Below are 13,940 nucleotides of genomic sequence, written 5' to 3'. Positions count from 1 at the left end.
AAATCGAAACTCATTGAAAAGTTATATTCACGCATTCAAATACTAATTTTACAAATTTTTGGTTGTCTTATTTATAATTATTTAAGTCCTTTGAAGGTATAAAACGAATACTGCTATGAAAAAAATCACTCCTTTTTTGTTACTAATTTTATTTTCATCCCTTGTAAATGCACAAGAAAATTATAAAAATCTTTGGAATGAAGTTCAGGAATTTGAAAAAGATAACTTACCTAAATCTGCCCTAAAAGTTGTAAATAATATTTACGCTAAAGCGGAAGCAACTAAGAATTCTCCACAAATTATTAAAGCATTATTTTATAAAAGTAAGTTTTCGTTAGCTTTAGAAGAAGGCGCTCAATTAAAAATCATCAATCAATTTAAAGAACAGATTGATAAAAGTAGTTTCCCTACAAAAAACTTGTTAGAAAATGTTTTAGCCAATTTGTATTGGCAATATTTTAATCAAAATAGATGGAAGTTTTATCAACGTACCAAAACATCCGAAAAAATTGATGAAAACGATTTTAGAACTTGGGATTTAGATACTTTATTTGCCGAAATTCACAGCTATTATCAAAAATCATTAGCCAACGGATTACTTTTACAACAAGCTGACATCTATGAATTTAGTGATATTTTACATACAGCAAAAAACTCTAAAGAATACCGTCCTACCCTATTTGATTTCTTAGCACATAATGCGCTAAAATTTTATAAAACATCTGAGACAAATATTACAAAACCAGCCTATCAATTTAAAATTGACAATCCTAAATTGATAAGTGATGCAGGTAGTTTTTCTACTATCAACTTAACTTCAAAAGATGCTATTTCACTTCAACTAAATGCGTTGAAAATTTATCAAGAACTACTAAGTTTTCATTTAAAAGACAACAATTTAAAAGCTTTGGCTACGGTAGATTTAGAACGATTAAATTTTGTGAATCAACATACTACTCTTAATGATAAAGAGCAGTTGCTTTTACAAACATTAAAATCAGCTGAAAACAACTATAAAAAACAAGAAATTGCTGGATTGTATAGTTATAAGATTGCTGAAATTTACAAACAACAAGCAAGCAGCTACAATTCAAACAAAAATGAAACTTTTCGTTTTAAAAACAAAGAAGTACTTACCATTTGTAATCGTGTAATTACGCAGTTTCCTAAAAGTATTGGCGCTAAAAAATGTGAAGCTTTAAAGCAGCAAATCACCACAAAAAAACTTACTGTTTTAACAGAAAAATTTAGCCCTATAAATACTGCTTCTCGTTTATTACTTACTTACAATAATATTGATACGCTATATTTTACAACTTATAAAATTAGTAGAGATCAGGTTGAAGAATTAAATACTATTTATAAAGAAGAAGAGCGCGTCAACTTTATAAAAAAGCTAACAATAGCAACATCTTGGAATACCAAATTAAGAAATGAATTAGATTATTTATCACACACAACCGAGGTTATCGTTCCAAAACTTGCACAAGGAAATTATTTAATTATTGCCCATGAAAACGAAACTTTAAATACGACTGATTTATTGGCTACCGCAAATATTCAGGTAAGTAATTTGGTTTTAATTGAAAGTACAGATAACAATATAAAAACCTACCAAGTAGTTGATAGAAATACAGGTAAACCGATTAAAAACGCGCAACTTTTACTTAAAAACAAAGAATACAGAAATAGAAAAAGCATCAATCAGAAATTAATTACTGATAAAAATGGGTTTGCTACTTATAAAAGTAATCAAACTTTTTATAATGTATTTATAACTGTTACAACTAAAAATGACAAGGCTATTTTTGGTGATTATTATTTATATAAATATCAAAAACCAACTATAGATACGCAAAATGAAAGTATCAAAATAAAACCATTTATTTTTACTGACAGAAGTATTTATCGCCCAGGACAAACGGTTTATTTTAAAACTATTTTCATTCAAAAAAAGGACGATAAATCTACTCCTTTCACTAATAAATATGTTGAAATTACCTTAAATGATGTAAACGGACAAGAAGTTAAAAAGTTAGATTTAAAATTAAATGAATTCGGATCTGCATCCGGTGAAATAGTATTACCTAATAATGGTTTAACTGGCGAATATTCTTTTAATATTGATGAAAGTAACAAAGAAGAAAGTACTTTTTATAACACAGTCGATTTCGATTTTGAAAGAGATGATTACATTACTACTATTTCGGTAGAAGAATACAAACGACCGAAATTTGAAACCGATTTTAAACCAGTTACCGAAACTTTTAAACTGAATGATAGTATTACTGTAAACGGATTTGCAAAAGCTTTTTCTGGAGCAAATATAACCGATGCTAAAGTGGTATATCGAGTGCATAGAAAAGTACAATATCCTAATTGGTGGTATTGGCGCAGACCAAATTCATCGTCTGAAGCACAAGAAATTACCCACGGAGAAAGCATTACCGATGCAGCAGGTAATTTTGCTATCAAATTTAAAGCACTTCCTGATGAGAGTGTTTCCAAAGAAGGTTTACCCATTTTTAATTATGAAATTACGGCTGATGTTACCGATATTAATGGCGAAACACGAAGTGCTACCACCATTGTAAAAGTAGGTTATCATGCTTTAACGGCTTCTTTACAAATAAATTCGATTATTGATAAAGACGAGAAACAGCACAAAATAAAAATCAACACCGAAAACTTAAATAACGAGTTTGTGGCTGCTAGCGGAACTGTAAAAATCTACAAATTAAAAGCTCCTAAAAATCCGTTACGAAAAAGACCTTGGAATACTCCCGATTATCAAGATATCCCTGAAGATGAGTTTAGAAAATTATTTCCGCATGATGCTTATACTAAAGAAGAACAAGGTGAAGCTTTTTGGAAGAAAGGAAAATTGGTTTTTGAGAAAGAATTTGACACTAAAAAATCAAAAGAGCATGTTTTTAAAACCACTAAAAGTTGGAGTTCAGGTAAATATATTGCCGTTTTAACTACGCGAGATAAATTTAAACAACAAGTAACCGACAAAGCCAATTTTACCGTTACTAGTGCTCGTGAGAAAAAGATTGCTGATAGTAAATTATTGTTTATCACAAAAAATAAAACTAATTATTCGATTGGTGATATGGTTTCTTTAGAACTTGCTTCTGCATCAAAAGATATTACCGTGGTTGTTCAAATTGAAAAAAATCATAAAATTGTAAATACTCAATTAGTTCATTTAAACAATAACAAAAAATCTATTGAAATCCCTGTAACAAAAGAAGATATTGGCAGTTTTTCTGTTAAATACTACTTTGTAAACTATAATTCTTTTAGTAGTGGTGCACTTAATATTTCGGTTCCTAAAAAAGATGAACTTATTACGATTGAAACTACTACTTTTAGAGATAAAATACAACCAGGCGTACAAGAAAAATGGAGTTTCACCATTAAAAATGATAAAAGAAACAAAGTAACTGCCGAAGTTTTGGCAAGTATGTATGATGCTTCTTTAGATGAGTTTAAACCGCATAACTGGCAATTCAATCCTATAACAACATCTAATTATTATTCATACGGAAATACCGCAAACGCACACCAAAGTTTTGGTAATAATAGTTTTAGAGTTTATAACCGTAGTTATTCGAATAACCGTTATCAACCTCAACAATACGATCAATTTAACTGGTTTGGATTTAGTTTAAATAATCATAGTTGGACAAATGAAAGATACCTGAAAAAATTAAAACTAAGAGATAAAATTAAAACTTCTGGAAAATACTCAGGAACAATAAAAGGTATTGTTTCTGATGAATCGGGTCCTTTACCTGGCGTAACTATTACAATAAAAGGAAATACAGAAGGTACTGAAACAGATTTTGATGGCGATTTTACAATCAAAGCTAAAAAAGGAGATATTTTGGTTTTAAGTTTTGTTGGTATGCAAACTATTGAAAAAGTTATTGGGGATTTTTCAAACCTTAATATTTTGATGATTAATAATAGTAATACTTTAGATGAAGTTGTTGTTATGGGATATGGAACTAGTCCGAAAAAAGCATTTACAGGCACAGCCCGTAAGGCTATTTCTGGAAAAGTATCTGGATTAAATATTGAAAATAATGAAGCTGATGAATCTGAAGAAAAATCACCTAAAAACGTTCAAGAAAAACAAGAAAAAACTTCCTTAAAAGGAATTCAAATTCGTAAAAACTTACAAGAAACTGCTTTCTTCTTCCCACATTTAACTACGGATAAAAAAGGAAATATTACGTTTAGTTTTACAACTCCCGAAGCGTTAACCAAATGGAAATTACAATTATTAGCACACACTAAAAAAGCACAATCTGTTGTAAAAACGTTAACAACGGTAACTCAAAAAGAGTTAATGATTACACCAAATGCTCCACGATTTTTAAGAGAAGGTGATAAAATAACATTGAGTGCCAAAATTTCGAATCTGTCAGATAAAAATCTGCGAGGGATATCTCAATTAATTTTAACGGATGCTATTACAGGTAAAGAAATTCATCTGTTAGAAAACACAACAAAAAATCAATCTTTTAAAGTTGATACAAACGGAAATACAAATGTTTCTTGGAATTTAACCATTCCAGAAACTGTACAAGCAGTTCAATATAAAATTATAGCCAAGGCTGGCGATTTTTCTGATGGAGAACAAAATGTTTTACCTGTTTTATCTAACCGAATGTTGGTTACTGAAACGCTGCCAATGTGGGTACGCTCTAATCAAACAAAAACATTTACGTTAGATAAACTAAAAAACAATACCTCAACAAGTTTAAAACATCACAAATTAACATTAGAAGTTACATCAAACCCGGCTTGGTATGCTGTGCAAGCGTTACCGTATTTAATGGAATATCCATATGAATGTAGCGAGCAAACTTTTACACGTTATTATGCAAATACATTGGCGAGTCATATAGCAAATTCAAATCCAAGGATTCAAGAAGTTTTTAAACAATGGAAATCTTCGGATGCTTTAGTAAGTAACTTAGAAAAAAATCAGGAATTAAAATCATTGATTATTCAAGAAACTCCTTGGTTGCGTGATGCACAATCTGAAACCGAACAAAAAAAGCGTATTGCCCTGTTATTTGATTTAAACAAAATGAAGAACGAGCAACAAAAAAGCGTCCATAAACTAAGAAACATGCAATTGAATACTGGTGGTTTTCCTTGGTTTAAAGGAAGTGATTATGCCAATACATATATTACGCAACACATTGTTAGTGGATTTGGTCATTTAAAAAAATTAGGTATTAAAAATTTTGATGCTTCAACAAATGAAATGCTTCAAAAAGCAATTCGATTTTTAGATCAAGAAATTGTAGTACAATACAGTGATTTATTAAAACAAGCTGCAAAAATAAAAGCCACAAAAGGCGTTGTTAAATATGAAGAATATCTAAAGAAAAATCATTTAAATTATTTTACGATTCAGTATTTATACATGCGTAGTTTTCACCCTGAAATTACATTTTCAAACGCGACTAAAAGCGCAATTAAATATTATAAAAATCAAACTGCTATTTATTGGAATGCTTATAATTTATACGCTAAAGGGCAAATAGCTTTAATTCAATTTAGAGCTGATAATCAATCTATTTCAACAAAAATTATCAAATCTTTAAAAGAAAATAGTATTACTTCTGATGAATTAGGTATGTACTGGAAAGCAAACGTTGCAGGATATTATAATTACGAAGCCCCTATTGAAACACAAGCATTATTAATAGAAGCATTTTCTGAAATTGAAAACAACACCAAAACTATTGATAATTTAAAAATTTGGCTGCTTAAAAATAAACAAACCAATCGTTGGCAAACAACCAAAGCAACCACCGAGGCTGTATATGCATTATTATTACAAGGAAACGATTGGCTTTCTATTACAGATATGGTTGATCTTAAAATCGGAAATCAAAAAATTGCTCCCACAAAGTTAAAAAATGTAAAAGTAGAAGCAGGAACTGGTTATTTTAAAACTTCATGGAATAAAGAAGAAATTAAATCCGACATGGCAGAAGTAACGATTTCTAAAAAAGGAAAAGGTATTGCTTGGGGAGGATTGTATTGGCAATATTTTGAAGATTTAGATAAAATTACAACCGCTGAGACTCCGCTAAAAATAAAGAAAAAACTGTTTAAAAAAGTAAATTCGGATACAGGTAAAGAACTTGTTGAAGTTACTACTAAAACAAATTTAAAAGTTGGCGATTTAATTACGGTAAGAATTGAACTTCGCTCTGACAGAGATATGGAATTTATTCACATGAAAGACATGAGAGCGTCTGGTGTAGAACCAATAAATGTACTTTCGCAATACAAATGGCAAGATGGCTTAGGTTATTATCAAGCAACCAAAGATGCGGCAACAAATTTCTTTTTTGATCGTTTACCTAAAGGAGTTTATGTTTTTGAATATGATGTACGCGCAAATAATAAAGGAAATTTTAGCAATGGCATTACAACCATTCAAAATATGTATGCTCCTGAATTTAACAGTCATTCAAATGGAAAATCATTAATAATTAAGTAAGTTTGTAGCTTACTTAAAAAATATCTTTTTTAAATAATTTAATTAACATTTATGAAAAAACTAATTTTATTTATTGGCTTTATAACCATTTCAATTTTATCAACAAACGCACAAGAAGTTTCTAAAAATGCAATTGGTATTCGTTTTGGAGACAATAGTGGTTTTGGTGGAGAAATTTCATACCAAAGAAAATTAAGCAATGTGAATCGTTTAGAAATCGATTTAGGTTTTAGAAAAGGTAGCGCGTTTAAAGCTACTGGACTTTACCAATGGGTTTATAAATTAGACAACCAATTTAACTGGTTTGCTGGTGCAGGTGGAGGATTAATTTCTGCTAGTGGTAACAGCGCGATTTTTGCTGCAGGGACTGTAGGTATCGAATACAACTTTGATATTCCTTTAATGATTTCTTTAGACTTTAGACCAGAAATTGGTTTTAGCGATTATTATGATGGCTTTAACTCTGATTTTGGTTTAGGGATTCGTTACCAGTTTTAAAAACGAAAATATTAGCATAAAAAAACCTCCATTAAATGGAGGTTTTTTTATGCTTTTAAATTTACTTTTTAGGTGGATAGTTTATCAATATTTTTTCAATTACTTTTTTATAATGTAGTTTCTTTTCTTGAGGCGAACTTCTTTCTTTCATTTCACCGTTTAATACTCCTTGCCATAATAATTCATCATTTTTACTCGCAACAAAATCAACAATTAGCTCTTCATTTATTTTTTTGCTTTCAATAGGAATTCCTCCTGAAATACCAAAACCAACATTTCTACCTCCTGAGCCTAATCCAATTCCTATTCGATTTCTTTTAGTTGACGTATTTTTATTTGATATAATATTAACGTATATATCAGGATTTTCAGACAAAATCATTCCTTTTTGTTGTAGTCCTTTTGTTATTTCATTTGTAATTCTTTTTACATCTAACTCATTTAAACCTTTACCAGCATCTCCAAAAAAATTAAATGTTTTATAGGCTGTAAAATTTGTTTGACTATCGTAATCATAGGCTACTTTAGCAGATGAACAACCCAAAAGAACAATTAACAATAAGTACTTTATTTGTTTCATAATAAAATTTTATACATTTATATCAATAATCATACCTCAGTAAAGATACAAAAATTACTTTTTAAGAGTTACTCTACTAGGCGTATCTTTACCATTAATAATACTCTCAGTACCTTTTGCTACTGCTTTTATAGTTTCAGTAATTACTGTCATATTTAACGTTTCTGCTTCGTCAGATACTTTATGATAATCTTTATCTACATCAATTGGCGTTGTAGAAAATGTATGAGAAGGTACCCCTAAACGTGCCAAAGAAGCATTATCTGATCTAAAAAATAAATTAAACTTTTTATACGGATCTGGAAATAATTGATATCCTGTTCCTACTAAGTTTTTTTGAATAATTTTACCAAAATCAGAACGTTCGAAACCAGTTAACCAAGCCGTGTTTGGGCCAAAACTTGGGGTTTTTCCAATCATTTCTAAATTAATTCCGGCAATAAATTTACTCGCGTCAATTCCTTTTCCAAAATGTGTAGATCCTACCAAGCCCATTTCTTCGGCTGTAAAAGCTACAAAAACAATAGTTCGTTCATTTTGTCCTTTATTTTTAAAGTATTTAGCCAATGCTAAAACTCCCGTTACTCCTGAAGCATCATCATTTGCTCCATTAAAAATCAAATCGCCAGTACCCTCTTTTTTAGTTCCTAAATGATCGTAATGCGCCGAAATAACAACATATTCATCTTTTTTGCTTTTCCCTTCTAAAACACCTATTACATTAAACATTTTAATGCTCTTGTATTCAAAATTTTGACGATACGTTGGTAACGAATTGTACTTTTTTAAGCCTATTTTTTCAAATTCATTCTCAATATACTTCGCTGCTTTTTCAATACCTGCTGTACCTGGTTTTCTACCGCCCATTTCATCAGAAGCCAAGGTATATAAATGCTTTTTAACAAGTGTAGAATCAATATTCACATCACTCACTATTACATTTTTTGCTATACTATTGGTTGTTACAGCTATTTTTTGCTCCTCATTTTTTACCGCTTTACATGACAACATCAATGTTGTTACAATTGCTGATGTATATAGTATTTTTTTCATTTGATCCTATTTATAGTATTAATTTGTATTTAATTTAAAAGGCTAAATATAGCCAATTTAATTTCTTAATTTTGTTGAAAATTTACAATGATGGACTTACAACTTATTCCGAATATAAAACACACTAAAGCTAACAACTTTTTTCTTTTAGCTGGCCCTTGCGCAATTGAAAGCGAAGACATGGCAATGCGTATTGCTGAAAAAGTTATTTCTATTACTGATAAATTAGAAATTCCTTATATTTTTAAAGGAAGTTTTAAAAAAGCAAACCGTAGTAGAATTGATAGTTTTACAGGAATTGGTGATGAAAAAGCACTAAAAATATTACGTAAAGTTTCTGAAACTTTTAATGTACCAACCGTAACCGATATTCATGAAGTTTCGGATGCAATTAAAGCTGCTGAATATGTTGATGTATTACAAATACCTGCTTTTTTAGTACGTCAAACCGATTTAGTAGTTGCTGCCGCTAAAACAGGTAAAGTTATAAATTTAAAAAAAGGGCAATTTATGAGTCCAGAGGCAATGCAACATGCCGTTAAAAAAGTACATGATGCTGGCAATGAAAAAGCATGGATAACCGATCGTGGAACCATGTTTGGCTACCAGGATATGATTGTTGATTTTAGAGGAATTCCTACCATGCGCCAATACGCACCTACCGTTTTAGATGTAACACACTCATTACAGCAACCAAATCAATCTAGCGGAGTTACAGGTGGTAGACCAGATATGATTGAAACCATAGCAAGAGCTGGTGTGGTAAATAATGTAGATGGTTTATTTATTGAAACTCATTTTGATCCTGCCAATGCAAAATCTGACGGGGCAAATATGTTGCATCTTGATTATTTAGAAAACCTACTAACAAATTTAGTTACCATTCGTAAAACAATAAATAACTTATAGGCACAATATTTGATAAATAAAGTTGTTTTAAATCCTTACTATGAAACAACTTTATTTCTTTTTTTTACTCCTAAGTTTTGCATCAGTAACGGCACAAAACTTTACTCTTGTTGACTCCAAAATAAAAACCTATCCTAAAAAAATTACGGCAGAAAAATTAGCACATAAAATTGCGATAGATTTTAATTCTGATCAAGATAAAGTTCGAGCGATATTTTCTTGGCTTTCCTTTAATATTCGTTATGATTTAAACGAATTTTACAATCCAAAACAAAAAAGAATTCGGTTTTCTTACAAAAACGAAGCTGACAAACAAGCTAAAATTAGCGCTATTAAAAATAATATTGCTACTGAAACCATGTTAAAAAGAAAAGGTGTTTGTGAAGGTTACGCTCAAGCTTTTGCCAAAATATGCTCGTTGTTAAAAATACAAAACCAAGTTATAAAAGGTTATGTTCGTAATTCATCAAATGACATTGGCAAAATAAAAACACAAACAAATCATGCTTGGAATGCTGTAAAATTAAACAATAAATGGCTTTATATTGATGCTACATGGGCTGCCGGATTTGTTATAAATGGAAAATGGGAACGCAACTTTAACGATTACTTTTTTAACATCCCTAAACAAAAATATCTATTAACACACTATCCTGAAAACGCATCTTGGCAACCTGATATCAAAAAAATATCTTTAACTACCTTTTTTAAACAACCAATATACGCCACTAATTTTTTAAAAAAAGGCTACAAACTACTCAAACCAACTAACGGAATATTACAAGTAAAAAAAGGCACTCCTATTAACATTACCTTAAAAAATTTAAACGCAAATCAACCTATTTATTGCGGCTTTTCAAACTCTAACTATGCTAAAAAACCTAAAATTACAATCACTAAAAATAGTACCACAATAAGTATCATCCCTCCAAAAATAAGCAAAAAATTACATCTAATTATTAACCAACAAGTAATGTTAGATTTTTTAATCAAACAATATTAAAAAATACACTTTTATAAGAGCATTATCTTTTTTACGAAGCTATTTCCCGCTTTTCGCACTCGCTCTCTGCGAGGAGCTCAAACAAATGCTACAATCGGGGCTAAGCCTTACTTTAAGTTTTGTTTGTTTTACAATGTACTTTTCCCTTGCCTAATTTTATACGCTTCTAACAAAACAGCTCTTAATACTTCTTCATTTATCTCTTCTAAATTAGAAAAGCGTAACGATTTAACAGCCTTTCTTTTTTCAGTTACCAGAAATTCATTGTAGTTGTTTAAAGTAGTTTTAGAATAAAAACCAACATCAACATAACCTTTTTTAGTGGCGTTAAAATAACATAGCGGCTTGCCTTTTAAATAATAAAAAGGAAGTTTCCATTTATATAATAGCTCAACACCTAAAAAATTTACTTCAATCAAAACTTGAAGATGTAATAAAATTGACCGTAACGGCTCTGCTTGTTTTAATATATATTGTTCAGCTGGTTTCATCCTATAAAAATAAATTAAATATTTTACTTGCCAGTAAAATATAAAACCATTTACTTTGTATTTCAAAGTTCTTTAAAAATGAGTTCAGAAAATTATTTAAAAGACATATCAGAAATTAAAAACTTAATGAATAAATCCTCTCGATTTATTTCTTTAAGCGGATTATCAGGTATTATGGCCGGTATTTATGCACTTATTGGTGCTGGCTATGCATATTGGCTGGTAAACAATCACTCGCAAGGAAAATTATTGTTAGATGGTTGGGTTTTTAAACTTGCCTTAACAGACTTATTATTGGTATTAACCGCAAGTATTGGTACGGCTGTTTTTTTAACCACAAAAAAAGCTACAAAAAATAACGTTAAAATTTGGGATGCCACAACTAAACGGTTATTAACCAGTTTTCTTATTCCTCTAATTGCAGGCGGTATTTATATTATTATCATATTAAGCCAAGGGCGTTACGGGCAAACCGGAGGATTAATGCTATTATTTTACGGATTATCATTAATAAATGCCTCAAAACATACCTATGGAGATATTAAATATTTAGGTTATATCGAAATAATTTTAGGATTACTAGCCTCGTATTTTATAGGTTATGGCTTTTGGTTTTGGGTTTTAGGCTTTGGTGTTATGCATATTGTTTACGGAACTTTAATGTATTTTAAATACGATAAAAAATAATTTTGAAAAATATTATTTTACATATCAATAAAGCATTTGATCATAGAATACGGCTAGGAATTATGTCGGTTCTTATGGTAAATGAATATGCCGAATTTACAACCTTAAAAGAGTTATTAGGTGCTACAGATGGTAATTTAGCCAGCCACACCAAAGCTTTAGAAAAAGTTGAATTTATTAGAATAGAAAAACAATTTATAGGTAAAAAACCAAACACAAGATACTATGCAACAGATCTAGGTAAACAAGAATTTAAAAAACACATCGAAGCTTTAGAAAAGCTAATTAAAAACAAATGATATTTTTTTACACAACAACTTTGAAATTCAAAGTTCTTTTAATAAATAAACTATGGAAGTAACAAACAAACAAAACGGAAAATTTGGAAAATGGGTTAAAACATCAATAACTGCTAGAATGTTAATGGTTGGTTTTTTAATATTGATACTATTAATTCCATTATCGTTTATTAAAAACATCATTAATGAACGCATGAATAGGCAACAAGAAGTTGTACAAGAAATTAATAAAAAATGGGGAAAAGAAGTATTGCTTTATGGGCCAATTATGAAGGTTCCTTATAAAACGTATCATAAAAAATCAATCGTAAATCAAAAAACAAAAGAAATACAAACCGAAATGGTTGAAGAAATAAAGTATGGGTACTTTTTTCCTAAAAAATTAGCGATAAAATCAACTATAAATCCAGAAGAAAAAAAACGCGGCATTTATAAAACAGCTGTTTATAAAAGTAATATTAATATTTCAGGAAGTTTTACGCAGCCTGATTTTGGTGAAATTGATATACAAAAAGAGGCTATTATTTGGGACAAAGTAAGGCTTATTATTGAAACCTCTAACCTAAAAGGTGTTAATAGTTTAGTTGAAATAGCTTTAAATAAAAGTACCTATTCTTTTACATCAAAATATAAAAACAATAACACGAATAACATTTATAATAACTCACTTAATTTACATAAATTAGAGAGCAATGTTATAATTAAAAATGATATTCCTTTAGAAAAAGATGTTGATTTTGAGTTAAATATAAATATTAATGGTAGTAAACAAATCCGTTTTATACCCATTGGAAAAGAAACAAATGTAACAATCAATTCTAATTGGAAAACAGCAAACTTTTTAGGTGAATATTTACCTTATAATTCTAATAAAATTTCTGAAAATGGTTTTTCTGCAAAGTGGAAAGTTTTAGATATTAACCGACCTTTCCCACAACAATCTTTTAACGGAATTCCTAATTTAAAAAACTATGCTTTTGGAGTAAACTTTATGATTCCTGTTGATGAATATCAAAAAAGTGAACGCTCAACCAAATATGGCTTTTTAGTAATTGGCTTAACTTTTTTAGTATTCTTTTTAATTCAAACCATGAGTAAAATTGCCATTCATCCTTTTCAATACTTAATGATCGGTGTTGCTTTAACTATGTTTTACACTTTATTAATTTCAATATCAGAACATTCTAGTTATTTAAAAGCCTATATAATTTCAGGAATAGCGGTTATTATGTTAATTTCTTTGTACTCAAAATCTATCTTAAAAAACATAAAGTTTCCAGTTTTTATAGCACTTTCACTAACTGCCTTATATGCTTTTATTTTTATAATAATTCAATTAGAAAACTACGCTTTATTAGTTGGAAGCATTGGTTTGTTTACCATTTTAGCAACTGTAATGTATACTTCAAGAAAAATAGATTGGCAAAACGATTAATTAATTTTATTTATTAAACAGCGTAAAACTTCTTATAAACAAGGAGTTTTGCGCCTTAAATTAAGGCTTATGAAATTTAATTTAACCAGTTTTATAATTTTTATACTATTATTTATAACAGAAATTTTAATTGCACAAACATCAGGTTTTATACGACATACCTTTGGTGATTTTTTAGTAGTAATACTTCTTTATTATTTAATAAAATCTTTTTTTAATATTTCATCTAAAAAATTAGCAATCTCAATTTTAATTTTTTCTTTTAGTATTGAAATATTACAAAATTATAACTTAGTTAAAATACTTGGTCTAGAAAATTATAGAATAGCAAATATTATAATTGGTAACACCTTTAGCTATTACGATTTAATTGCCTATACTCTAGGTATTACTGTGGTGTTAACGATAGAGTTGATTACTAAAAAATAAACAAAGATTGTTTATGTA

At 29.3% G+C, this 13,940-nt stretch carries 11 protein-coding genes; 8 read left to right on the top strand and 3 right to left on the bottom strand.

Annotation, left to right across the window (positions count from 1 at the left end; translation table 11 throughout):
- Positions 1–115 precede the first annotated feature (115 nt).
- Both BA195_RS05955 and BA195_RS05950 read left to right on the top strand, forming a co-directional pair.
- Entirely contained in the window at positions 116–6,538 is a 6,423-nt protein-coding gene (locus tag BA195_RS05955; RefSeq protein WP_068703392.1) for an alpha-2-macroglobulin family protein, read from the top strand.
- Between the two features lie 51 nt (positions 6,539–6,589).
- Complete coding sequence (locus tag BA195_RS05950) at positions 6,590–7,036, top strand: hypothetical protein (RefSeq protein ID WP_068703390.1); 447 nt, start codon at positions 6,590–6,592, stop codon at positions 7,034–7,036.
- Between the two features lie 61 nt (positions 7,037–7,097).
- Here the strand turns inward: BA195_RS05950 and BA195_RS05945 are convergent, their stop codons facing one another.
- Positions 7,098–7,616, bottom strand: coding sequence for a DUF4136 domain-containing protein (locus BA195_RS05945; RefSeq protein ID WP_068703388.1), 519 nt, complete (start codon positions 7,614–7,616; stop codon positions 7,098–7,100).
- Between the two features lie 54 nt (positions 7,617–7,670).
- The gene (locus BA195_RS05940) at positions 7,671–8,669 is read right to left on the bottom strand and encodes a M20/M25/M40 family metallo-hydrolase (protein ID WP_068703386.1); all 999 of its coding nucleotides are present in this window, start codon (positions 8,667–8,669) and stop codon (positions 7,671–7,673) included.
- A 90-nt stretch (positions 8,670–8,759) separates the two neighbouring features.
- Between BA195_RS05940 and kdsA the strand changes: the two genes are divergently transcribed.
- Complete coding sequence (kdsA, locus tag BA195_RS05935) at positions 8,760–9,578, top strand: 3-deoxy-8-phosphooctulonate synthase (protein WP_068703384.1); 819 nt, start codon at positions 8,760–8,762, stop codon at positions 9,576–9,578.
- Positions 9,579–9,618: 40 nt separating this feature from the next.
- On the top strand, positions 9,619–10,581 hold the full coding sequence (locus BA195_RS05930; protein WP_068703382.1) for a transglutaminase domain-containing protein: 963 nt from the start codon (positions 9,619–9,621) through the stop codon (positions 10,579–10,581).
- Positions 10,582–10,709: 128 nt separating this feature from the next.
- Here BA195_RS05930 and BA195_RS05925 read toward each other — a convergent pair whose 3' ends face one another.
- A complete protein-coding gene (locus BA195_RS05925) occupies positions 10,710–11,072 on the bottom strand; it encodes a DUF1801 domain-containing protein (RefSeq protein ID WP_068703379.1) in 363 nt (120 codons plus the stop codon).
- Between the two features lie 78 nt (positions 11,073–11,150).
- Between BA195_RS05925 and BA195_RS05920 the strand changes: the two genes are divergently transcribed.
- The 4 genes from BA195_RS05920 (at position 11,151) to BA195_RS05905 (ending at position 13,922) form a co-directional block, all read left to right on the top strand.
- Positions 11,151–11,759, top strand: a complete 609-nt coding sequence (locus BA195_RS05920) for a hypothetical protein (RefSeq protein ID WP_068703377.1) — start codon at positions 11,151–11,153, stop codon at positions 11,757–11,759.
- 2 nt (positions 11,760–11,761) lie between these two features.
- Complete coding sequence (locus BA195_RS05915) at positions 11,762–12,058, top strand: winged helix-turn-helix domain-containing protein (RefSeq protein ID WP_068703375.1); 297 nt, start codon at positions 11,762–11,764, stop codon at positions 12,056–12,058.
- A 52-nt stretch (positions 12,059–12,110) separates the two neighbouring features.
- Positions 12,111–13,493 (top strand): cell envelope integrity protein CreD, encoded by a 1,383-nt coding sequence (creD, locus tag BA195_RS05910; RefSeq protein ID WP_068703373.1) that lies wholly within the window; start codon positions 12,111–12,113, stop codon positions 13,491–13,493.
- 69 nt (positions 13,494–13,562) lie between these two features.
- Positions 13,563–13,922 (top strand): ribosomal maturation YjgA family protein, encoded by a 360-nt coding sequence (locus tag BA195_RS05905; RefSeq protein ID WP_068703371.1) that lies wholly within the window; start codon positions 13,563–13,565, stop codon positions 13,920–13,922.
- Positions 13,923–13,940: the final 18 nt, after the last annotated feature.

Source organism: Tenacibaculum soleae (assembly GCF_001693415.1).
Taxonomy (GTDB): domain Bacteria; phylum Bacteroidota; class Bacteroidia; order Flavobacteriales; family Flavobacteriaceae; genus Polaribacter; species Polaribacter soleae.
Note: the sequence above shows the minus strand (reverse complement) of the source record. Positions and strands in the feature narration are given on the sequence as shown.

Coding starts and splice junctions, on each gene's coding strand:
- kdsA (WP_068703384.1), top strand. CDS start 8,760: ATGGACTTACAACTTATTCCGAATATAAAACACACTAAAGCTAACAAC.
- BA195_RS05950 (WP_068703390.1), top strand. CDS start 6,590: ATGAAAAAACTAATTTTATTTATTGGCTTTATAACCATTTCAATTTTA.
- BA195_RS05940 (WP_068703386.1), bottom strand. CDS start 8,669: ATGAAAAAAATACTATATACATCAGCAATTGTAACAACATTGATGTTG.
- BA195_RS05945 (WP_068703388.1), bottom strand. CDS start 7,616: ATGAAACAAATAAAGTACTTATTGTTAATTGTTCTTTTGGGTTGTTCA.
- BA195_RS05930 (WP_068703382.1), top strand. CDS start 9,619: ATGAAACAACTTTATTTCTTTTTTTTACTCCTAAGTTTTGCATCAGTA.
- BA195_RS05955 (WP_068703392.1), top strand. CDS start 116: ATGAAAAAAATCACTCCTTTTTTGTTACTAATTTTATTTTCATCCCTT.
- BA195_RS05920 (WP_068703377.1), top strand. CDS start 11,151: ATGAGTTCAGAAAATTATTTAAAAGACATATCAGAAATTAAAAACTTA.
- BA195_RS05925 (WP_068703379.1), bottom strand. CDS start 11,072: ATGAAACCAGCTGAACAATATATATTAAAACAAGCAGAGCCGTTACGG.
- BA195_RS05905 (WP_068703371.1), top strand. CDS start 13,563: ATGAAATTTAATTTAACCAGTTTTATAATTTTTATACTATTATTTATA.
- creD (WP_068703373.1), top strand. CDS start 12,111: ATGGAAGTAACAAACAAACAAAACGGAAAATTTGGAAAATGGGTTAAA.